The following is a 22,504-nucleotide window of genomic DNA, read 5'->3' on the forward strand; positions in this document are numbered from 1 at the left end:
TAAAGGTACTAAATCCGACAGATCAGTAAAAACGATAGTCTTTTCTAAATCGTGCGGATAGGCAATTTTTCATGTTTTAACAATTTAATGATGTAAAGCGCTAGGATTCAATGCTCTGAAATTTGTATATTTGCATCAAATTATGAAAACCACGTGTAAAAAACTGAAAATCAGTAATTTACATACAAATACGTGATTAACAATAATTTAACGAAAGAATAATAAACCGGTAAATCCTGAAAAATCAGCGGTTTATCACAAAAAAGAAAAAAATGAAAACAGCAAACCCAGTAATCGACACCCTAGTAGAAAGCCAAACACAATTCGTAAACAATTGGATGGATTCTGCAAAAAAAATGCAATCAGCTTTTACAAGCGGAAATATTACTACTGAAGGTCAGTCGTTATACAAAGAGTATTTCGATAAACAAATGGGAATTTTAAACGGGATGCAAAATTCTTCTGCAAACATGTTTAATTCAAATAACGAAAACAATCCACAGGAATTTTTCAAAAACTGGTTCAACCAACAAGCTTCGTATGCTAAGCAAATGGCTGACTTTAACCAGAGCATCAATAACAGCTTTTCAAGTTTTGGCAAGCCTGCACAAGACTATATGTCAAACTTTGGTCAAAGCAACACTGTTTTTACTAACATGTACAATACATGGTTAAACACATTGAATACTTCTTTTGATTCGATGAGTAAAAACATGGGGAATACATTTAACAAAGATGTGTTTACTAACTTTATGCAAGGTAACCGTGTTTATGCAAGCATGCAGGAATTTTTCCAGCCAATGGCTAACATGTTTAAAAACGGTCAGTTTAACATGGATGCATTCAAAAATCAAATGACTGCTGACATGTACACTAACCTTACAAAACAAATGTTTGGTAACATGTTCAACACAACTTCTGTTCAGGAAGTTTATGATAACGGAATTAAACAATTGCAAAACTTTTTCGCTAACCAAAATAATTTAGGAAAAGAATATTACGCTCAAATGCAGAATATCTCTAAAGACTTTCCTAAACTTTTTGGAAACAACGAAGTTCTAACTAACATGAAAGAATTCTCAGGTCAGTTTCACAATGTATTTGGAAAAACTTTTGAACCTCTTTTAAAATTAGTTAACGCCGGGAAAGAAAAAGAAAATGCTGAGGCGGTTATTTCTTTAATGGACAGAATGGGCGAATACAGCCTTAAACAAGCTGAATTACAATCTTACTTACAAACTACTGCTAAAGAAGGTGTAGAAAAAATTGCAAAACAATACGCTGAAAAATATGCAACTCCTGAAGCTTTAAAACAATTACCTTCTCCACAGGAAATGTATGCTGAGTGGGTAAAAGTAAATGAGAAATTATTTACTGATTTATTCGCCAGCGAAGAATTCAGCAAAGTAAAAGGTGAAGCACTTAACTTAAGCATGGATGTAAAGAAACATTTTGAAAAACAATTCGAAAGCACTTTCTCCAGCATGCCATTAGTTTTTAAAAGCGAAGTAGAAGATCTTCAAAAAACTATCTACGACCTTAAAAAACAAGTAAAAGAATTACAATCAAAGATCAGTGCGCAACCAGCTCACGAATCTGACGAAGATAAAAAAGCGAAAACGCACAAGAAATAATCTTGCATAATTTTAAAAAGGCCGTTCATTTTTATAGTGTGAACGGCTTTTTTATTTAGTAGATTTAGCTAAAATTTCATCAGACAATCTTCCGTTTTTGAATTGGTTTAAGAACATATACAACAGGATCTTTTTCGGTTTCCTGCTTTCAGTACTTGTAACGTTTTTTTATGTCCGACCTTTAAACTCGCCCTGGCATAAATTTATAGCCGGCGATGGACTCGGTTATTATTCTTATCTCCCAGCAAAGTATATTCACGGAGATCCCAACTATGATTTTAAGTGGTTCAACAAAGTGCACAATGCCAACTACATTTACAGCGCTTTTGATAATCCTGAACAAAATCTGTTAGTAGAGTACAAAGGCAAACGCATCAACAAATATTACCAGGGACTTTCCTACATCTGGTTTCCATTTTTTGTGATGGCTCACGTTAGCGCTAAAATTTTGCATTATCCGGCAGATGGTTTTTCACAGCCGTATCAGCTTTTTATCGGACTCGCTTCTTTATTCTATTTGTTTCTCGGCTTACTTTTTCTTAGAAAATTAATTTCAAAATTATTTGCTAATCCTCTCGCTGCAGTCTGTGTTCCTATTGCTGTTTTTTATGGCACCCATTTGTTTACTTATGCTATAAGTGCCAATTCACTGTCGCATAGTTATTCCTTTACATTTATTACGCTTTTTATTTATTTCCTTGTCTCTTATTTTAAGGATGAGCATAATCGTCTTCGTAATTTTTTACTCTGTATGTTATGCCTGGTCATTACAGGTTGTATAAGACCGCTAAACGGACTTATCATTTTTTTAATTCCCGCTTTTATTCCTCAGGGATTTTTTAAGCAGGGCCTGCGCTTTGAGAGAATAAGAATTTTAGATGGGCTCATTATTTTACTGGCACTTCTGGCCATTTACCATCAGTTAAGTATAACTTATATTCAAACAAACTCTCTGATTGCTTACACTTATACGGACGAAAAATTTTATTTTGCCGACTCAAAATTCTTTGATGCTTTAGTTAGTTATCACATTGGTTTGTTTGTATACGTACCTGTGATTTTCATTTCTTTGTTTGGTATTCCATTTCTTCCTCCACGTAAACGCATTATTCTTCCTCTTTTCTTTTTCTTTATTATTTATCTGTACGGTGCCTGGTGGTACTGGCCTATCCTTAAGCGCGCACTTGTAGATTTTTATGTCCTTCCCGGCATTTTTCTGGGAGCTTTAATTGCGGCCATTAGTAAGCGCAAATGGAAGATCACACTTTTGAGTTTGATAGCTGTGAGCCTGGCATATTTTCAGTTAAAGACTTATCAAATGAACAGTGGTATTCTGGACGAGTACACCACTTACAAAGAAGTTTACTGGCGTAATTTTTTCAGAATAAACAAAGCAAATATGTATTTGGTTCCGCCTTCAACTATTCTTAAAGAGGAAAAGTATTTAGAAGATTTTGAAAAGAATACTTTTAATGGAAATGTTACTTCTGAGAAAAAACAAAGCGGTAAGTATTCTCTTTCTTTAGGTCCTAAGAATTATATCTGTAGAACAGGCGAATATAATTTTCCCCTTGTATTCAGTTCTAAGGGATGTAAGAAAATCCGGTATTCTTTTAAGTGCTATTTTGAAAAAGGAGTAAAAACAGTTCACGCCTTCCTGCAGTTCTTTGACAAAGACAAAAAAATGATCTTGGAAATTCCTTTCTATATGGATGAAGCGCATTTGCTGACCGAAAGTTGGGATTACAAGGAATTTGGGTACGAGATTACAGACAGCGAAGGATTAAATGCCACAACCGTAGACAAAATTGCATTTACGATATGGAATGTAGACGCTAAAAATGAAATTTACATAGACGATGCGCAAGTAGAATTTTTACTTACCGACAGAAGCTTTGAAACAGTTAAATAATAGCTTAATTTTATAAAACAAAACCCTGCCATGGAGAACAAAATTGTAGAAGAATTCACCAACATGAGCTCTAAATTATTAAAGAGCTACACAACCCTTAATCAAATTGATAAAGTGGAAATTGCAACCAGTCCCAAAACGGCTGTTTACCATGAAGACAAACTCACGCTATACCGTTACGACAGGGACACAGAACCGACTTTTAAAACACCGGTACTTATTGTGTATGCACTGGTGAATACTTATAAAATGCTGGATCTTCAACCGGATCGCAGCTATATCAAAAATTTGTTAGATGCGGGCATGGACGTGTATCTTATCGATTGGGGTTTCCCGTCGGGCACCGACCGTTACCTGAGCATGGACGACTATGTAAATGGCTACATCAACAACTGTGTGGATTTTATGCGTAAAAAACACCGTCTCGAAAGTATCAACATCATGAGCATTTGCCAGGGTGGAACTTTAAGCGTGATCTACGCGTCTTTATATCCCGGTAAAGTGAAAAACCTTGTAACGCATGTTACGCCTATTGATTTCAGCACAAACGACGGACTTCTTTTCCGCTGGAGCAAAGACATGGATTTTGATTTGTTAGTAGATGGCAACCGTGGCCTTGTTCCGGGCAGTTTCTTAAATGAAGGTTTTGACATGTTAAAACCAATGATGAAAGTTCAAAAGCAACAAGCACTTACTAATTCACTCGATGATAGAGATAAACTTCTTAATTTTTTAAGAATGGAAAAATGGATCGCTGAGAGTCCTGACCAGGCTGGAGAATGTTTTCGTCAATTTATGAAAGATCTTTACCAGCAAAATAAACTGGTAAAAGGTGAATTAGAAGTTGGTGGAAAAAAAGTAAATCTTAAAAATCTTGTAGCTCCGTTACTAAATATTTATGCAACCGAAGATCATTTGGTGCCACCTGCTGCAACCAAACCTTTAAATGATCTGGTAGGAAGCAAGGACAAAGAATTGTACAGTTTTAAAGGCGGACATATTGGCGTTTTTGTAGGTGGAAAGTCGCAGAAAGAATTAGCTCCGGCGGTTGAGGCCTGGCTTAAGAAAAGGGACAAATAGAACGGCACTGTACCTTGTATGTTGTACATGGTACATTGTCTGTATGTGTGAAGCGGAGTGCCGCTTTTACCGCTAGACAAGTTACATGTTACAACCGACTATTAATAGAACGAAATGAAAGCCGCCAGTCTCAACGAACTGAAAAAAGAACTGATAGAATTGCCTCCGAAGCAATTGGCAGATCTGTGCATTGCGCTTGCCAAGTATAAAAAAGACAATAAAGAATTTCTAGGGTATTTACTTTTTGAGTCTCATGATAAACCCGCCTTTGTGGCGGAAATTAAATCAGAGATCGATCACCATTTTTCAGAACTGCGTGGACAATCCAATTTGTACTACGTGAAAAAAAGTCTGCGAAAATTATTACGCATCATTACAAAATACTGTAAATACATAAGCGACAAAGCTATCTCAGCAGAGTTGCACATTTATTTTTTGATAAAAATAAAAGAATCAGGCATTCCTTTTCGCAAAAGTCAGTTATTGGTGAATATGTACGAGCAACAAATAAAAAAAATAAATAGTTTTATAAAAACTTTGCACGAAGACATTCAAAGTGATTATGCTTCGGATCTTGAAAAAATAAGTTTTTAATGGAAGGATTAAACCCGCAAATACTTTTAGACCTTGTAACTAAACCCATGCCTTTTGGGAAATACCAAGGTTGGCTTTATTACCGTTTACCCGTTGAATACCTCGAATGGTTTAACCGCAAGGGATTTCCTCCGGGAAAAACAGGCATGATGCTTTCCACGATTTATGAAATCAAATTAAACGGTTTAGAGTTTTTACTAGAACGTATTAAAAAAGAACAAAAATTATAGTAAATGAGTAAGATTAAAAAATTAAAAATTCCGGAAGACCAATTAGAATTATTAATTGATAAAGTCGCTGGGTGTTTTGCAACTAATAAGATCACTGTTGAAGGCATGCCTGTTGGTTTTATGTACCGCGAAGAGCAATCTGAGGCAATTGATAGTGGATGGCGTTTTTTTTCCGGTACAGAGAGTCAGGACTATGTAGATGATAAAAGGAAAAGCGACTTTTATCCGCTAAATACAATTGCCAACTATGATCCGGCAATCATTCCTTATCTTGATATGCCTGAGGGAACGGAGTTGGAGAGAAATGAGGATGGTACTTTTTCTCCGATTGAATCTTAATAGACTAGCTCGCAATCTCCATTTTTACTTTTTTGTTTTTTATTCTTTCGTCGCGCACGAGATTTAAAGTTTTTACGATTTTGTCGCTTTTGATGGCGGCGTAAGAAGAGTGATCTAGCACTTCAATTTTACCAAGCTCTTCTTTTTTGAGTCCCCCCTTTTGTAAAAGCATTCCTACAATATCCATTTTATTTACTTTGTCTTTTTTTCCTGCAGAAATGTAAAGTGTTTTCCAGAGACTGGATTGTGGGGACACGATTTTTTTAGGAAGCTTTTCTTCTTCTGGTTTTATTTGTAAGAATGGGGGCAAATAATCTTCGCCTTCCAGCATAAAATACACGGTGCCATCTGCATGCATCCGTGCTGTGCGCCCGTTGCGGTGAATCATGGCGTCTTCGGTAAGAGGCAACTGAAAATGAATAACTGCTTCGATTTCCGGAATGTCGAGGCCTCGCGCAGCAAGGTCGGTGGATATTAAAAGATTAATACTTCCATTCCTCAATTTGATGAGCATTTTTTCACGATCGATCTGCTCTAAGCCACCGTGATAAAAACCATGTGCTATTTTTAACCTGCTTAACTCTTCCGAAATCCGGCTAACGGCTTCGCGGTGATTGCAAAAAACAATGGTGGACTGAGAATTTATTTTGCCCAATAAAAGAAGTAAGGCATTTAATTTTTCATCCTGTTCGCATTTAACGGACTTGTAATACAAAGTTCCTTTACCTTGTTTTTCTTCGGTAGTAAAATTTAAAACTTTCGGTTCTTTAATACCCACAAAAGAAGGAATATCAGAAATAGAAGTAGCCGAAGTTAGAATGCGTTTTTTAGGATTTTGAATAGTTTTAATGATGAAAGACATCTCATCCTGAAAGCCTGATTCAAGTGATTTATCAAATTCATCAAGAATTAAATAATCTGTTTTAGAAAGAAATAAATTTTTCTTGCGGATATGATGTGATAAACGTCCTGGTGTACCAACCAATACGGCGGGTGCTTCTAATAAATTGTTGCGCTCAATCTGAGTAGAGTGCCCCCCGTAACAACAGGAAATTTTAAAGCCTGTTCCCATTTGTTTAAATACCGTTTCTATTTGCTGGGCCAGCTCGCGGGTGGGCACGATGATAATTGCCTGCACACCTTCTTTATTTTTATCAAGCAGTTCTACAAAAGGAAGTAAAAAAGCCAGCGTTTTTCCCGATCCTGTAGGGGAAATTAAGACAACATCTTTAGAAGTTGAGACAGCCTCTAAAGTTGCTTTTTGCATGTCGTTTAAAGAAGCTATATTGAAATTGGAGAGAATTTGCGCGTAATCCATGTTTTTATTTTAAAATTTTCCCGGTCAAAAAAAAGCACTCCCGGGGGAGTGCAAATATACGCTTATTAAGGGAAGGAAAGGCCTTGTAACTATCTTGACAAAGTTAAAAAGCTATGGCATTTTGTAGATAGTGTTTGAGATTTTTCTTGTTCTCCGAATGTTTGATTAGAAGCTGTTACGTTATAAAGTTCTTTTTTCATTAGGTCAGAATATTGCACGTTGTGTTCGAAGGATTCTGTTTGGTAGTTGTAGCTAACCAAAGCAATAGGAGCGCTTGCCAGATTTTTATTAAGTTTAGCAATTTCAGTGTCTTTCAGCAAAGAAAGTTCGAATTCAAAAAAATGAATTTCGGTTTCCAAGGTGAGTATATGAGTGCTTATAGCTACGGTTTTATTGAGGTACCCTTTTTTAGAGATGCGGATAAGATAGTCGGAATTCTTTTTAAGAATAAATTCAAATTTTTCATTACCCTGTGAAAGCATAACTGTATCAATAGCTTTGTCTGGTCCTATAAGCTCAACGATGCAATCCTGATAATCTTCATCGCTATTTACAATTCCTGTTACATGCAGGCATGAATTTTTATCATAAACAGCTGTTTTGGATCCTCCGTCTGCTTTTGCATTTGAAAAGCAAAAAATAAGGGTTGTTGCGAGTAATAATAATGTAGATTTCATGTGTTTAGTTTTTAGGGGGTTATTAATTCAATCTTGGGGCAAATTTGTTGTTTTGATTTTTATTGTAAGTGCTTGTTAATTGTGCAGGCTGTGATCCGGGTCCTGTATTTTTGGAAGCCGGACTAGTACTGCAGAATATTTTTTCGTAATCAAAATTGTCCAGGTCATCCATTTTGTGAAGTGTGTGGTTGCTTGAAATCTCGATTACTGGGAAATTCTTAGCAGAATAAAGCGTAATAGTTTTGGGTTTTTCAGGAACTGTTCCCGATTTAATTCCTAAGCGTGATCCGCAAACCATTCCGTTTGTTTGTGATGATAAGGTGGTAATATTTAAGATAAGGATAACAAGTATGCTTACTGTTTTAAAACTTATAGATTCCAGTCCGGTAAAAAAAGACATTTTAGAAGAAGCGTCTTTTTTATTTGTGAGTGTAGTTGTCATGTTCTTTGTTTTTGAAATTACTTTAAGTGCTGATTTCTGAATCAAAGTTAGGCAGGTTTTCGCCGATTTATTTTTCGTTAAGGTTTTACATGTTTCATATGTAAGATTGTTTTAGTATTTGTATAACCTTCAGATTTGATTTTTGAGGTCAAATGCCCTGTACGGCCCTAAATTCAGCCTTTCAGAGGTTATTGTTTTTTTTGATAAAGTAGAAAGTGGATTGGGGGAATTTAGCTGGTGCCGACAGATTACCGGGTCGCCTGGGGAATGTGCAGCGCGTTTTCGGGTTCAACAACCTTCTAATTGCTTTCAGCTGCAAAATAAAATAGAACTCAGCTGCAGTTTTGCGGGAATCTGCTTATGGTTTCAGATGGGTAGTGCTTGTATTGCAACTACTAAAAGTAAACTAGGGAATTTTAATATGGACTTTTTTGAAACGGAGCGTAAATAAGGTGCCTTCATTTATCCTACTGTCAATGTCGATAGAGCCACCCATAGCTTCTAATTGCGATTTAACAAGAAAAAGCCCAAGGCCTTTTCCTTCTGTGTTATCATGAAACCTCTGATACAATCCAAAAACTTTTTCTCGGTGAAGTCCAAGGTCCATCCCACGTCCATTATCCTTATATTTTACAATTACATCCTCGCTGGTTTCTTCACTACTGACGTCGATTAGCAGAGGTACTGATTTTAAACGGTACTTAATGGCATTGGTAAGTAAGTTGGAAAAGATACTTTCTATATAAGCTTTATTAAAGAAAACGGTCTTAGCTTTCGAAAAATCCCAGATTACCTGAGCCTTGCTTTCGTCCAGAAGAATCCTGCATTGTTCCAGTGTTTTACAGTGAATTGTTTCCAGCTCGATATTTTCCTTCGGTATAGAAGGACGGTCTTTTATATTCAGAACAGTAGAAAGATCTTTAATAGTTTCATCAAAATTGGAAGCGGCTTTTTTTATGCCATCCATGATCCTAGAAAGGGTAGGATCTTCTACTTTATACGTGTCTAATAAATTAGTAAGCCCAAGAAGGTTAGCAATGGGACCTCTGAGATTGTGTGAAGTGATGTAAGAAAATTGTCGCAGGTCTTTATTATTTTGTATCAGCTCAAAAATAAGTTTTTCCCTTTCCTGTTCCTGAACCTTGCGGCTGGTGATGTCCCGCTCGATCGCAATCATATGCGATGTTTTCCCGCTGATATCGGTTACAGGGGCAATGTCTATACCTGTCCAATAAGACCTTCCATCTTTAGACTGCTTGATAATTTCAGAACTAAAATGCTGATGATTTTTAAGAGCAACTTTCATTTTGGTTACTTCTTCGCTATCTGTCCTTGGCCCAAGAAAGATATCAGGCGACTGTCCTATTATTTCTTCCTTAGAATAACCTGTTATCTTAACCATAGCCTGGTTCACGTATATTATTGTAGAATTGTTTTCGCCTGGTTCCAAAATCATCACCGCATCATTGGCATGAGTAATGATGGATTCGAGTAATTTTAACCTGTATTCTTCTTCTTTACGTTTAGTAATATCATTTATCGCTCCAATGATCCGCACAGGCGCTCCGTTTTCGCGAATTATAAAAAGTCTGTCGTTAACATAAGCATAGCTCCCGTCAGATTTTTTGAAGCGGTATTCGTACTGAATTTGTTTCTCTGCGGCATTTTTTATAAAGTCATCGAGTTTCTTTAAGGTTTCTAACCTGTCTTCGGGATGTATGTTATCTTCCCAAAATTCTTTTTCAACGAAAGCGTTCACCACCTTGTAACCAAAAAGGAATTTAAAGCCTGTGCCTGCGATATAGATTTTTCCACTATTGATAGTGTGGTCCCAAATGGCGTCACTTGTTGCTTTTGAAACAAGGTTGTAACGGTCGTTACTTTCTTTTATCTGCAGTTCGACTTTTAACTTTTCTGTAATATCATTTGAGATTACCAAACGTGCACTTTTACCGGAAAATTTAAGCGTATTACTTTGAATATTAACTTGAATAAGCTCCCCGTTTTTTTTATAATGCTGAAAGGTGCCTTCATAATAATTAGAAGTGTTTTTATTTGACTCTACAACTTTCACCATCCTTTGGATATCTTCTGCGGGCCATAATTCTTTGATCGTCATTGCGAGAAACTCCTCACGTGTGTAGCCATAGTGACGACAAGCAGCGGCATTAACATCCAGAAAACAGTAACTGTCAGGATCATAAACCCACATCGGTATAGGACTGGAATAGAAAAGGTTTCGGTATTTTTCTTCAGATACTTTTAATTCACTGTTGATCTTGTTTCTTTCTTGTATTTTTCCTTCTAGTCTGGTATTTAATTTCTTTAATTCCAGTTCCGCTTTTTTATTTCTACTAATATCCTGTGTAGCACCAATCATGCGGATAGCTTTTCCCTCTTCATTCCGAATAATAAATCCCTTGTCGTATACATACGCGTAGGTGCCATCTGCTTTCTTAAACCTGTATTCCTGATTGCAATAGTTAGCCTTAGGGTCGAGAAGAAGATTTTTCAATTTAGCATAACATATTTTGTAGTCTTCAGGATGAATACGATCAGACCAGAAATTTTTTTCCGCTTCTGCTTCCTTTGGGTCATATCCAAATAGTGTCTTAATACCATCCCCTGTTCTGAATGTTTCATTTTTTACAAGGTCCCAATCGTAAATCGCGTCATTGGTAGCTTTGGCAACAAAATCATAGCGTTCTTTTGAAATCCTGATTTCTTCGTTAACAAGTTTTCGTTGGGTGATATCCTGCATCGCGCCGATCATCCGCTCGGCAGTTCCTTTTGCACTACGAATAACATAGCCCCTGTCAAGCACGTCAGCATAAGACTTATCGGATTTAGCATAGCGGTATTCTTCTTCCCACTTTACTTCCGAATCGGAATGAATGACCTTTAGAATGCTTGCGGCAACCCTTTCCCGGTCTTCCGGATGAATCTGGGATCTGAACTGCTCTATGGTTTCAAAGTCTTCAAGTACCTCATGTCCGAATAAGTTTTTAAATCCCTCGCCACATTGTAACTTATTGTTTTTTAAATCCCAGTCCCAAATAGCTTCGTTGGTAGCTTTTGTTACAAGGTCGTATCGCTCTTTGCTTACGCGGATTTCTTCAGCGCTTATTTTACTTTCTGTAATATCCTGAAGGTAGCCGTACCAAATAGTGCTATGAAGTTTTCGGGTTGGCCTTGAGAAGCCATGCAGCCATCGAAAGGTATTGTCGGGGAGCATCATCCTGAATTCCAAAGACCAGTCGCTTAACTTAATCCGCGAATCTTCAATGGAATTCATTAAGGTTTCAACATCTTCGGGGTGTATCGCTTCAAAAATAGTGTCTGCATCGTAACGGAGGTTTGAAATATCAGCATGTGGCACAAATTCGAGAATGGCTTTACTCATAAAAGGAAAAGTCATTTTTCCATTATCGTTTAACTCAAATTCGTAAATGGCTACCGGTACTTTATCCGTTAGTTTTTGCAAGAGTTCGTGACTTTTTTTTAGAATTTCTTCAGCCTCTTTTTGGGCAGTCCTGTCGTGAACAATTCCATACAGACCAATAGGATTTTTGTCGCTATCAAACTCAAAACGGCACTCTAATACTACATGTCGAACCGAACGGTCAGTTCTAATAATCCTGTGTTCGTGCGAAAAATCTGAAAGAGAAGAAAAAGCGCTTTCCATTTCATTTTCAAAAGAAGCAATTTCTTCAGGGTGAATAAATTCTTTTAACCGCTCGTGTGAAAAATCGCTGGTTAAGGGTTCCAGGCCGTATATCCTGTAAATTTCATCAGACCAGGCGGAAATATTTTCTTTAAAATTTACCTCCCAGTGTCCTACATGAGCAATTGCCTGTGCCTGTTTTAATCTCGCCTCTTTGTATTCAAGTTCCTTTTCGATCGTTATTTTTGCACTAATGTCTCTAAAATTGGCAACAATTGCTTTGATCGCTTTATCATGGAGCATGTTTGTCATGATCCTTTCCACCCAAACAAAATGTCCTTTTTTGTGTTGTGTTCTGAAAATAATGGGAAAAGAAACGCCGGGGTTTCTTAATACGTTGAGGTGGTTTTCTTTTACTTTTTCAATATCGTCGGGATGCGTTTTGTCGGCGAAGTCTTTTCCAAGTTTATCTTCATCTGTCCATCCTAAAATTCTTTCAGCAGAGGCGCTGCTATAAATAATAGAAAAATTTTCATCCCTTAAAACTATTCCGTCATAATTATGTTCGATGAGCGTTTTAAAGCGTGTTTCTCCTAATTCGATCTTTTCGTCTGCAATTATTTTTTCAGTTACATCTTTTAAATTTGCGACGATGGCCTGCACATTTGGATCATCGAGGAGATTCGTAGTTATGCCTTCAACATGCATATAGGCGCCTGTTTTGCGGTTTAAGAACACGTTTTTTCTGGCAATGGGCATGCCAGGATTATTAAGAAGCTCTGTAAACATTTGCCGGGCTTCCTCATGGTAATCAGCATGCATAATATCGAAAGCAGATTTACCTTTCATAGTATCGGAGCTGAAGCCGGTTATTTTTTCAAAACTGGGACTTAAATAAAGTATTTTGCCTTCACGGTCGGTAAGTGAGATCATGTCTCCGCTATTTTCAAGCAATGCGCGGAAACGTATTTCGCTGAATTGTAATTGCCTCTGGACTATTTTTTTGTCTGTGATGTCGTTTATAGAAACAAAAGCTCCTATGATGGAATTAGTCTCATCAAAAGCTGGTTTGTAAATGACGGAAAAATGAGTCGGAACGGCATCCTCGTTGGTAAGGTTTAATTCTGTTTCACGCGATACACCACCTAATACGTCTGAATATATTTTTTTAAGTTCGGGGATAGATTTTTTTTGAGAATAATCGAGTATGGAAGCGCCTCTTAAAATCTGGCGACCGAAATATTTTAAATACAAGTTTTCAAACTGATTGTTGAAGGCTACGATTACCAAATCTCGATCTACCATGATAAATGGTTCCTGAGTATTTATTATCAAGAGCTTCAGTTTTTGAGCCAGATCGTCGGAAGAAGGAAATGATTTGCCATTTTCTCTATCTAATGTGCCAGGGTAGTTCATGCTTTTAGTAGAAACGCAGGAATGTGTATTTAAGATTTCAAAGTTAGAATACCCTTCCAGTATACAACCTACATTAATGGTTATTTTCTTACATTAAGTTTTAAGTAGAGGGAGGTTTAGGGAATCCGTGTTCATGGCTATTCCTGAAACTCTAAAACAAAAGTGGTGCCTTTGTTTACTTCACTGGCCACGCTTATTTTACCGCCAAGTATTTCAACCTGCGTTTTAACCATATAAAGCCCCATACCTTTGCCTTCCACATGTTTATGGAATTTTTTGTAAAGCCCAAAAACATTGTTTCCATGAGCATTAAGGTCTATTCCCAGGCCATTGTCTCTGAATTCGATGATGAGTTTATTATTCACTCGTTTACTCTGCACGTCTATAACTGTGCGGTTATTTGGATTACGGTATTTAATACTGTTGTAGATCAGATTAAAGAAGATGCTGTATAAATAACTCTTTAATGTAAAAAATTTATTGAAGGTAAAGTTTGTATTAATGAGAATGTTTTCTTTTTCTATAATACCACTGATGCTGGTTTTAATGTCGTTTATAATTTCCGAAAAACTCACAGATTCTTTTTTCTCATTTATTTCACGTCGGGTTTGCAGAATATAATTTAAGTCCACGATCACGTTATCCAGCTTTTTCACAGAAAGGGTGAGTCCGGCCATGCATTTTTCGAAAGACACCTTATCCATGTCGGGAGAGTTTTCAATCAACGCTGAGAGTCCAAGAATGTTGGCTACCGGCGAACGTAAATTATGCGATATAATATAAGCGAACTGCTCCAGATCTTTGTTGTGTTGCACAATATCTGTAAGCATTTTGTTGCGTTCAAGTTCAATGATTTTACGTTTAGTGATATTTTCGCTGGCGATAATAAATCCCAGGAGGTTTTGGGAATCATCACGAACTGCAAACATGTTTACATTATACCAGTGAAAACCACCTGCAGGTTGCAAAAAGCTGAGTTCATAGGTAACTTTGTCTCCGCGCAGTGCTTTTTCAAAACGGTCGCGCGAGGGCGGCTTTCGTTCATCGGGAATGTAGTCTAATAAACTATCTCCTTCTTTTATCTCTACCTTAAACTCTTTACTGTAGGTGTAAGAGGCACTAGAGTTAAAAGAAATAACTTTAAAATTTCTATCTGAGAGAACATAGGAAACCGTGGTGTTATCAAAAATAGTTCTAAGGTTGGCTTCTGATTTCTGAAGGCGCTCTTCAGAAAATTTGCGCTCAGTAATATTTCGGTAAGTAAATATAATGGCCTTGATGGTTGCATCGTGAATAAAATTCGTGATAGTTCCTTCTGCCCATATGAACGAACTGCGCTTTTGTCGCAAGCGGTAAGATGTAGTGAGTGAAACTCCCGGCTTAAGAATAGCTTGTTTAAGATAGCGTGTTACTGTTTCGAGATCTGCCGGATGTATAAATTCAAAAATAGATTTCCCGATAGCCTCAGCAGAAGGAAATCCGGATAATCTTTCGGCGGAGGGGCTGTGGTAAGTTATTGAGCCTTTTATATCCAGCAATAGAATTGCGTCTGAAATGTTTTCAATAAGGGTTTGTGATTTTTTCTCAACATCAATAACTTCGGCATGTTGCTCCTGCAGAGCCTTTTCGGACATTGATTTTTTTACGGCATTTAAAATTACCAAAGGCAAACGTTCCAGGCGGTCTTTGAATAAAAAATCAGAGGCTCCACTCTGTGCCATTTGCCTTGCGATCACTTCAGAGTACGTGTGAGCAATGAGAATTAAAGTATAAGGTTTCTGACTTTGACGCGATACGGGAAAATTTCTTACCGGCACCTGTTGTAACAGATCGTAATTTGAAAAAACAATATCGGGTGCAAAACGAATAAGTTCTCTTTCAAACTGAGGCCGGTCTTTTACCCGCAGGTAATCAGAAATAAAATCTGTTTTTTTTAGTTCTTCTCGGAGTAAACGGGCACTTACATCTTCATTTTCAAAGTGCAGTATTTTAAGAGAACCAATCATTTGATCGTAGCTTTTGCTGAGATTTACTAATCTACTATTATTCTTCTTTATTTTTTAAAGAATGGAACCAAAATTTAGTAATGATGTAAGTTTTCAGTGAAAAATGTAAATTAATTTTTCGCAGCGCCTTGAAAACTGTTTATTTTGAGGAACCTAAATAGTATCCAGCATGGCTTTAGTAAGGGGTTTATTTAGAAAAATAATATCCTGACTAATTGCGTTTGCTTTTTGCCGGTCTTCGTTATACACCGATGAAGTAAGAATTACCAATTTCGGTTTCTGTAAATGTTGCTCAGAAGACTTTTTGTAATTATCAATAAATTGAAATCCGTCCATCATCGGCATGTTGATGTCGATGAAAATTATTTTGGGATATACTTCCGAGTATTCAGATCCCATAGTTACCAGATTATTCAAGAATTCAAGGGCGCTTTTAGCGCTGGTGTGCACGTAAACTTTTTTAGCGAAATGATTTCCTTCCAGCGTCTTTTCATTTATGAAATTATCCAGCTCACTATCGTCAATCAGCATTACGTTTGTGTAGGTGTATTTAGGTTCTTTTAGTTTCATTCTAAAAAAGTTTAGTTAGCTGTATTTCTTTTTAAGTTCAAATTCAAGATGATTTAGTAATTTACTTTCATTTACGTTCCGAGCCTGGAATAAAATAAAATCATCTTTTTGTTTCTCAGTAACTTTGCCGTTTTGTTTTATATCTGCGTTAAAAATTTTGATGAGATCGAGAACGTTCGTATAACCCGTCATTTCTTCTGATTTTATTTTGCGATAAATGTTTTTCAACAGACTATCCGCAAGGTCATATTCTTTAAGCGTAATGTAAACAAATGCCAGCGTTAATTTTACATCGGTATTGATATGAAAGTAGTCTTTAAAACTGTTAGTGTTTATAATATCATTTAAACGAGACGCAGCCTCTTTGTAATTTTTTCTGTAATAAGAAACCATTGCGTTGTAGATTCCGAGCAATACACTGGCATGCATATCGCTGGTATCTAAAAGCAGTGTTTTTTGTTCTTCTGCCAACAAATCATCTATTCTGTTTTGCTCCTGCAGGTAACAGATCTTAGAGATCAGAAATCTTGATGTGAGGCAAATGTTGGTGTAAAGTAAAAGCGTTTCTGCTTTGGCGTTAGTTTTCTCAAAATATATGGAAGCCTGATTTGATTGACCGGTTCTTCTATAATGTTCGAAAGAAAGGTAATCAAAAACGGGTAGCCAGTTTTTATGAGTAGAAGATTCGGGCAGATCGTTAATGATTTTTACAGCTTGCGCCAATGTTTCGCTGACATTAATTTCAGCTGACGGCGCTTTGTTAAAAAGAACAGGAAGTTGAAGTTCCATGATCTTATTAATGAGTTCAATTTGTCGTGAATTATTTAATGAGAAGTGATCCGAAACTTCTTTCGTTAAAAATAAGAGTGGCTCAAATTGTTTGGGAAGTCTTGAAAAATTATATTGCGCAAGTGCCCGGTTGAAGCTTCCCAGAATTTCTTCACATTTTTCGAGGGAAATATTAAAAGCCGTATGCTTATTATAGAGTTGGGAATAATGAAAATATTTGTCAGAATATAAATGTATTTTTTTCAGGGCACTGTAAACCACTAATAGTTCGTTGTGCATATCAAAAAGCAAAAGATCTTTTTCGAGTTTTTGCAAAAAGGCTGTCGCTACTTCTCTTGATGATCCAAAACAAATTTGTGGAATCTGATGGAGTTGCTTTAGAACATCTTCTTTGTTCGAAAAAATGTCTCCCGAAAGATGTTCCTGAATGCGGTCGTTGAGTCTCGATTTAAGAACATAAAGCGAATTCGAGTTAATACTTAAAGATTCTGCAATTTCAGAGTCTTTTAAATTCTTAGTTCTGTAAGTCTGTAATAAAAAAAGAAAGTTTTCTGCCTTGTTTTTTATTAACGATTCTTCAACCGTTTTATAAACATTTTCATCTAAATCGGCAACTATTTTTTTGAGTTTAATCATTAGGGTGTGAATTAGAATTAAACTTAGTTTACAAGCGGTCTTAAAATCAAATAAACAAAAAACAGGAGTTAGTGTCAAAACGGTAAATGAATAGTTTTTTTACATCGACAAAGTACTGTTTTTTATCGACGAAGCTCCAACATTTAACATTTAGGTAACTATGGGCCCTGTTTGTTTAAACTTTACTAAACAAAAATACTAAAGTTAATTTAGTAAGCAATAGGTTGGTTGTTTTTAATGAGGCTATTTAAATAAACTGTAGAACTATTTTCTCAAGCCTATAAATGGGGTAACTCTTGTTAAGCTTTGATCACTAACAAGTCAAATTTTCTTCCAGGGTATCGGACTAGTATTTGGCGGGTATAAAATTTGAAGAAGAGTACTGAGGTAAACCCCTAATAAACTAAAATTCACTATTATGAATACTAACAGACTTTCTAAAACGCTGGAAGCAGCCTTGAATGAACAAATGACCAAGGAAGCACATGCTTCACAGATTTATTTATCTTATGCTGCATGGGCAGATAGCGAGGGTTGCGGGGGAATTGCAAATTTTCTTTTTCGTCATGCCAACGAAGAACGTAATCACATGATGAAAATTTTAGAATACATTCTGAAAAGAGGTGGTAAAGTAAAAATCACTTCCATTCCTGCTCCGCCAGAAGACCCTAAGAGTATATACAATTGTTTTGAAAAAGTATTCGAGCATGAAGTTGATAACACACAAGCTATTTACAGAGTTGCAAAAATGAGTCACAATGAAGAAGATTGGGCTACATGGAATTTTATGCAATGGTTTGTGAAAGAGCAAACAGAAGAGGAAACGCTTGCGATGAGTTTAATTGATAAGATCAAAATTGCCGGTGGAGAACACGCCGATGCCGCTTCTCTTTACTCACTTGACCGCGACCTTGAAAAGACACCTGATGACGCGCCTCTTGCACAGGATGCCACTGCTGCAAATCCGATATAACCAGAAGATTTTAACGTTACTATTTAAAATTGAAGCATGCTATGCAGGAACAACATAGTAAGAGGTAGATGTCGTGTTAATTGGGGAGGAATTTGCTACACATAGAGCGCTTTTGAAAGAACTCGATGCTTTCAAGTTTTGGCGAATCATTGTCTGAAAATGAAGCACTCTGTTACGAGGCACGCAAACAAAGTGCTTCAAAATGACATCTGAAGTATTTTGAAAAAGAAAACTAGTTTTATTTTCCGATCAGTTTAGGATTTACCATATTGTCGAATGAATAGACTTCATCCCATTTTTGTTGTGTAATTAATCGGCGTTCATTTACAACAATGGTGTGTACTGATTTCCCGGTGTCAAGCGCTTCTCTTGTTATAGCCGAACAGATTTCGTAGCCAAGAATCGGATTTAAAGAAGTAACAATGCCAATGCTATTCATTACAAAATCGGTACAAACTTTTTCGTTTGCCGTTATTCCATTAACGCATTTTACAATAAGTGTATTAACAGCGTTACTCATATATTCTAACGAAGTAAATAAACTAAATCCTATAACAGGTTCCATGACATTTAATTGGAGTTGACCAGCTTCTGCAGCCATGGTTATTGTTACGTCAGCGCCAATCACATAAAAAGCAGTTTGATTTACCACTTCCGGAATAACGGGATTTACTTTTCCTGGCATAATAGAAGAGCCGGGTTGCATAGGTGGAAGATTTATCTCATTGATGCCGCAACGTGGTCCGGAAGACAATAAACGCAGGTCATTACAGATCTTCGAAATTTTGAGAACACTGCGTTTTAAAGTTCCGGATAGCTGCACATAATCTCCAGTGTCTGAACTTGCGTCAATTAAATCTTCTGAAAGTGTAACGGGAATGCCACTAATGTCGGCAAGATATTGGGTTACCATCACAGGATAGTCTTTGGGTGTGTTTATTTTTGTTCCGATGGCAGTACCTCCCATGTTACAGGTGGTTAAAAGGGCCTGGGCTTCTTTTAAGCGTTTAATGTCCTGATCGATTGTATTTGCAAAGCCATCAAACTCTTGTCCCAACACCATAGGCACGGCATCCTGAAGTTGTGTTCTTCCCATCTTTAAAATGTGGTTAAACTCTTTTCCTTTTCTTAAAAAAGCTTTTTCTAATTCTCCTATGGTGGAAGTATAGTGATGTATTTTTTCGTAGAGGGCGAGACGTAAAGCGGTAGGGTAAGTGTCGTTAGTAGACTGCGAACAGTTTACGTGATTGTTGGGATGAAGAAAATCGTATTGGCCTTTTTGGTGTCCCAAATATTCTAATCCAATATTGGCAATAACTTCATTGGTGTTCATGTTCATGGAAGTGCCTGCGCCGCCCTGAATCATATCAATCACAAACTGGTTGTCGAATTCGCCGGCAATGATTTTATCGGCGGCGAAAATAATAGCCTCTGCCAACTTTGGATCGAGAATTCCGCAATCGCGGTTTGCCATAGCGGCCGCTTTTTTCACCCATCCGAAAGCTTTAATAAAAAGGGGCTCTTTAGAAACGGGAATGCCTGTAATGTTAAAATTCTCCAGTGCTCTGGCTGTTTGCACGCCATAATACACGTTTTCTGGAATTTCTTTTTCGCCGATAAAATCATGTTCGATACGGCTGGAATTATTTATTTTCATACTCTTTAGAGGATTAAAGATTTATGTTAAGGTAGGCAAATAGAATTAACAGAGAGGGCAGAAAAAAACTTGCCATGATTTATTTTGCGAGGGTTTCAAATTTTGCAGTTATCGAAATTCCATTTTCATCTAAGAGCATGAGTTTATGTTTTCCAAAAGAGGGATTTAATGCCAATTGGTGAATTTCTTTCGTTTCGCCTATAAAGTTATCATCGAGGTGCCAGTATATTTTTGTGCCGGTATTTCTGTGGGTAGCTTCAAAAATGGTGCGACCGGCATTTCCGTCTATTTCTATAGGGACATAAATGCTGCTGTTGGGGCGCGGATATAATAAGGTCATAGAACGTTCGCTGATCTTTGCCAGGCATTCTGGTTTAAAATCAGGAAGCGATTGATAATTGGGATGATTAAATTTATAGTAACGTTCAATAAGCGGTGGGAGAATGAACCAACTCACATGCTTCATATTGTATACAGCTTCGCATTCACTATCTACACGGTAAAAATTATTCTTTGTTAAGTGAACTAATTGATGATAAAGACAGGCTGTAGTGTTCAGGCAATTCGCGGGCATCTTTGCAAGTTCTGTTTTTTCGCACAAGTCAGAAGCCCTATGACCGCTTTCTGAACAAATTAAAATTTTTGACATTCCGGTAACCGGTTCACTGAACCAGGAAGAAGATTTGGGAAGCTGTGCGAACAAATCAAATAGCAGTGGAGCTGCAGCTTTAATGCCGGTGAGTCCGGGGCGACCTTCTCCGTCAGCATTTCCTATCCAAACTGCCACAACGTAGTCTGGAGTTATACCAATGGCCCACGCGTCGCGAAAGCCAAAGCTGGTGCCCGTTTTCCAGGCAATTTTTTGAGCGGAGGCAAAAGCTCTCCAATTGCCATCTTCATCTGGACGGTTAACGTCTACCATAGCCTGAAAGGTGCTGTAAATGCAGGCACGGTTTGTTTTTACACGGGCACTATTTTTGGATGTTGGGCTTTTCTTTTTGTGTTCTACAAGTAATATTTCCCTGCTTTTTCCAAAGGAAAGTTCTTGCGCCATTTGTGTATAAGCTCTGCTTAATTCATCAAGCCTTGCTTCCGCGCCGCCGAGTATCAGAGAAAGCCCGTAATGCTTTGCAGGTTTATGTAAAGTGCTGAGACCATAATTTTTTAGATCGCGGTGAAATTTTTCAAGCCCATAGTCATTTAACAGGCGTACCATGGGAATGTTAAGACTTCTAGCAAGCGCTTTATTCGCGGCTACGGCGCCATCGTATTGTTTCGTAAAATTTTTTGGAGAAAAACTTCCGTACTGTGTTGGAATATCTGGTATAAGCATGCAAGGAGTAATGATGCCGTCTTCCAGGCATTTGGCATATAAAAAAGGTTTTAGTATGCTTCCTGTGCTTCTTGAAGCGGTAACGCAGTCCACATCATTGCCGTGCTCATTATCTGCTGATCTTGTGTTGCCAACGTAGGCCAGAATTTTCCCGGTTTTTACAGAGGTGATTATAACCGCACCATTGTATATTTTATTTTCGATTAACCGTTCACTATGACTTTGGAGTAACTGAGAACTTTTTTGCTGAAGTGAATTATCGAGTGTGCTTGTAATAGTTTTACCCATAAACCCCTGCTTTATTAATTTCACTAAAATGTGAGGCGCAGTTTGCGGAAGAGGCAAAGGCTTGTGAGGCAGTGGTTCTGACACTGCAAGAAGATAGCTGGTACTATCTATTTTTTTTACATCCAGTAGACGTTTTAGAAGGCGGTTGCGTTTTTCTAAAAGTTTTTTGTGGTTTTTTCCGGGATATATTAATCCGGGCGCATTAGGAAGCACCGCGAGCGTAGCATTTTCAGCCCAGCTTAAAGATCTTGGATCTCTTCCGAAATAACGCCAGGATGCAGCTTCCAGTCCCACAACATTATTTCCAAAAGGGGCATTTGAACAATAATACTGCAGTATTTCTTTTTTTGTAAAACGGATTTCCATTCGCGTGGCAACGATCATTTCCACTATTTTTTCAGGAAATGTCCGTTTAGGATTTTTGAGCATAATTCTTGCCAATTGCATACTAAGGGTACTACCTCCACTAACGACCCGCCGGTATTTAATATTTTGAACCATTGCTCTTCCGATCCCACGGCAACTAATACCACAGTGCTTGTAAAAATTCCTGTCCTCAAATTCCAGAAGGCAGGATTCAAATTTAGCAGGAATGCTGTTGCCGGGACTGAATCGCCACTGACCATCCGCTGCGATTCTAGCTCCTAACAAATGCCCATCCTTGTCCATTAAAACGGTAGAAGTGCTTCCGTGGAATAATTCATCTGGCAGGCACACCCAGTACCAGCTAAAAAATAAAAGGCAAAGAAGGAGCAATGTTCTCAGGCTCCATTTTTTTAAAGCAATCTTACGTCTGGTTTTTTTGAGCAACTGCAAGTTCATTCGCCAAATGTAAACTGTGATTTAGAGAAATTTCTCGTCTTTTATTATTCGCAGTCTTTTTAATGGTAAGTGTTTTTTATCTTTGATTAATTGAAATCTCTTTTCCTATAAAAAATCTCGGTTT

The 22,504-nt window shown here is 37.3% G+C and carries 17 protein-coding genes; 8 read left to right on the top strand and 9 right to left on the bottom strand.

Going from position 1 to position 22,504, the window contains the following annotated elements; all coding sequences use genetic code 11:
• Positions 1-272: 272 nt before the first annotated feature.
• From CNR22_13030 to CNR22_13055, 6 genes are all read left to right on the top strand, one after another.
• Positions 273-1,634 (top strand): hypothetical protein, encoded by a 1,362-nt coding sequence (locus CNR22_13030; GenBank protein PBQ32655.1) that lies wholly within the window; start codon positions 273-275, stop codon positions 1,632-1,634.
• 97 nt (positions 1,635-1,731) lie between these two features.
• Complete coding sequence (locus tag CNR22_13035; protein PBQ32656.1) at positions 1,732-3,546, top strand: hypothetical protein; 1,815 nt, start codon at positions 1,732-1,734, stop codon at positions 3,544-3,546.
• Positions 3,547-3,576: 30 nt separating this feature from the next.
• Complete coding sequence (locus tag CNR22_13040) at positions 3,577-4,626, top strand: class III poly(R)-hydroxyalkanoic acid synthase subunit PhaC (GenBank protein PBQ32657.1); 1,050 nt, start codon at positions 3,577-3,579, stop codon at positions 4,624-4,626.
• 114 nt (positions 4,627-4,740) lie between these two features.
• Positions 4,741-5,220 (top strand): hypothetical protein, encoded by a 480-nt coding sequence (locus CNR22_13045; GenBank protein PBQ32658.1) that lies wholly within the window; start codon positions 4,741-4,743, stop codon positions 5,218-5,220.
• Positions 5,220-5,450 (top strand): hypothetical protein, encoded by a 231-nt coding sequence (locus CNR22_13050; protein ID PBQ32659.1) that lies wholly within the window; start codon positions 5,220-5,222, stop codon positions 5,448-5,450. The genes CNR22_13045 and CNR22_13050 overlap by 1 nt, the downstream gene beginning before the upstream one ends.
• 3 nt (positions 5,451-5,453) lie before the next feature.
• Complete coding sequence (locus tag CNR22_13055) at positions 5,454-5,789, top strand: hypothetical protein (GenBank protein PBQ32660.1); 336 nt, start codon at positions 5,454-5,456, stop codon at positions 5,787-5,789.
• 4 nt (positions 5,790-5,793) lie between these two features.
• Here the strand turns inward: CNR22_13055 and CNR22_13060 are convergent, their stop codons facing one another.
• From CNR22_13060 to CNR22_13070, 3 genes are all read right to left on the bottom strand, one after another.
• Positions 5,794-7,107 carry a helicase gene (locus CNR22_13060; GenBank protein ID PBQ32661.1) on the bottom strand — a complete coding sequence of 438 codons (1,314 nt, stop codon included), beginning with the start codon at positions 7,105-7,107 and terminating at the stop codon, positions 5,794-5,796.
• 89 nt (positions 7,108-7,196) lie between these two features.
• Positions 7,197-7,784 (bottom strand): hypothetical protein, encoded by a 588-nt coding sequence (locus tag CNR22_13065; GenBank protein ID PBQ32662.1) that lies wholly within the window; start codon positions 7,782-7,784, stop codon positions 7,197-7,199.
• A gap of 22 nt (positions 7,785-7,806) precedes the next feature.
• The gene (locus tag CNR22_13070) at positions 7,807-8,271 is read right to left on the bottom strand and encodes a hypothetical protein (GenBank protein ID PBQ32663.1); all 465 of its coding nucleotides are present in this window, start codon (positions 8,269-8,271) and stop codon (positions 7,807-7,809) included.
• A 97-nt stretch (positions 8,272-8,368) separates the two neighbouring features.
• Between CNR22_13070 and CNR22_13075 the strand changes: the two genes are divergently transcribed.
• On the top strand, positions 8,369-8,677 hold the full coding sequence (locus CNR22_13075) for a hypothetical protein (GenBank protein ID PBQ32664.1): 309 nt from the start codon (positions 8,369-8,371) through the stop codon (positions 8,675-8,677).
• Here the strand turns inward: CNR22_13075 and CNR22_13080 are convergent.
• From CNR22_13080 to CNR22_13095, 4 genes are all read right to left on the bottom strand, one after another.
• Complete coding sequence (locus CNR22_13080) at positions 8,633-13,306, bottom strand: hypothetical protein (protein PBQ32665.1); 4,674 nt, start codon at positions 13,304-13,306, stop codon at positions 8,633-8,635. The two genes, CNR22_13075 and CNR22_13080, sit on opposite strands and share 45 nt — an antisense overlap.
• Before the next feature lie 137 nt (positions 13,307-13,443).
• A complete protein-coding gene (locus CNR22_13085; protein ID PBQ32666.1) occupies positions 13,444-15,312 on the bottom strand; it encodes a hypothetical protein in 1,869 nt (622 codons plus the stop codon).
• Positions 15,313-15,465: 153 nt separating this feature from the next.
• Positions 15,466-15,882, bottom strand: a complete 417-nt coding sequence (locus CNR22_13090) for a hypothetical protein (GenBank protein PBQ32667.1) — start codon at positions 15,880-15,882, stop codon at positions 15,466-15,468.
• Positions 15,883-15,897: 15 nt separating this feature from the next.
• On the bottom strand, positions 15,898-17,307 hold the full coding sequence (locus tag CNR22_13095) for a hypothetical protein (protein ID PBQ32668.1): 1,410 nt from the start codon (positions 17,305-17,307) through the stop codon (positions 15,898-15,900).
• 418 nt (positions 17,308-17,725) lie between these two features.
• Here CNR22_13095 and CNR22_13100 point away from each other — a divergent pair, with 418 nt between their 5' ends.
• Positions 17,726-18,280: a dolichol kinase gene (locus CNR22_13100; GenBank protein PBQ32669.1), complete on the top strand. Its 555-nt coding sequence runs from the start codon at positions 17,726-17,728 to the stop codon at positions 18,278-18,280.
• Positions 18,281-18,518: 238 nt separating this feature from the next.
• Here the strand turns inward: CNR22_13100 and aspA are convergent, their stop codons facing one another.
• The gene (gene aspA / locus CNR22_13105) at positions 18,519-19,937 is read right to left on the bottom strand and encodes an aspartate ammonia-lyase (GenBank protein ID PBQ32670.1); all 1,419 of its coding nucleotides are present in this window, start codon (positions 19,935-19,937) and stop codon (positions 18,519-18,521) included.
• Positions 19,938-20,016: 79 nt separating this feature from the next.
• A complete protein-coding gene (pbpC, locus tag CNR22_13110) occupies positions 20,017-22,380 on the bottom strand; it encodes a penicillin-binding protein 1C (protein PBQ32671.1) in 2,364 nt (787 codons plus the stop codon).
• Positions 22,381-22,504: the final 124 nt, after the last annotated feature.

Source organism: Sphingobacteriaceae bacterium (genome assembly GCA_002319075.1).
Lineage (GTDB): Bacteria > Bacteroidota > Bacteroidia > B-17B0 > Aurantibacillaceae > Aurantibacillus.

Bases quoted from the DNA above. Each gene is read 5' to 3' on its own strand.
- CNR22_13045 (PBQ32658.1), top strand. From the start codon at position 4,741: ATGAAAGCCGCCAGTCTCAACGAACTGAAAAAAGAACTGATAGAATTG.
- CNR22_13085 (PBQ32666.1), bottom strand. From the start codon at position 15,312: ATGATTGGTTCTCTTAAAATACTGCACTTTGAAAATGAAGATGTAAGT.
- CNR22_13095 (PBQ32668.1), bottom strand. From the start codon at position 17,307: ATGATTAAACTCAAAAAAATAGTTGCCGATTTAGATGAAAATGTTTAT.
- CNR22_13060 (PBQ32661.1), bottom strand. From the start codon at position 7,107: ATGGATTACGCGCAAATTCTCTCCAATTTCAATATAGCTTCTTTAAAC.
- CNR22_13090 (PBQ32667.1), bottom strand. From the start codon at position 15,882: ATGAAACTAAAAGAACCTAAATACACCTACACAAACGTAATGCTGATT.
- CNR22_13080 (PBQ32665.1), bottom strand. From the start codon at position 13,306: ATGAACTACCCTGGCACATTAGATAGAGAAAATGGCAAATCATTTCCT.
- pbpC (PBQ32671.1), bottom strand. From the start codon at position 22,380: ATGAACTTGCAGTTGCTCAAAAAAACCAGACGTAAGATTGCTTTAAAA.
- CNR22_13065 (PBQ32662.1), bottom strand. From the start codon at position 7,784: ATGAAATCTACATTATTATTACTCGCAACAACCCTTATTTTTTGCTTT.
- CNR22_13100 (PBQ32669.1), top strand. From the start codon at position 17,726: ATGAATACTAACAGACTTTCTAAAACGCTGGAAGCAGCCTTGAATGAA.
- CNR22_13030 (PBQ32655.1), top strand. From the start codon at position 273: ATGAAAACAGCAAACCCAGTAATCGACACCCTAGTAGAAAGCCAAACA.
- CNR22_13040 (PBQ32657.1), top strand. From the start codon at position 3,577: ATGGAGAACAAAATTGTAGAAGAATTCACCAACATGAGCTCTAAATTA.
- CNR22_13050 (PBQ32659.1), top strand. From the start codon at position 5,220: ATGGAAGGATTAAACCCGCAAATACTTTTAGACCTTGTAACTAAACCC.
- aspA (PBQ32670.1), bottom strand. From the start codon at position 19,937: ATGAAAATAAATAATTCCAGCCGTATCGAACATGATTTTATCGGCGAA.
- CNR22_13055 (PBQ32660.1), top strand. From the start codon at position 5,454: ATGAGTAAGATTAAAAAATTAAAAATTCCGGAAGACCAATTAGAATTA.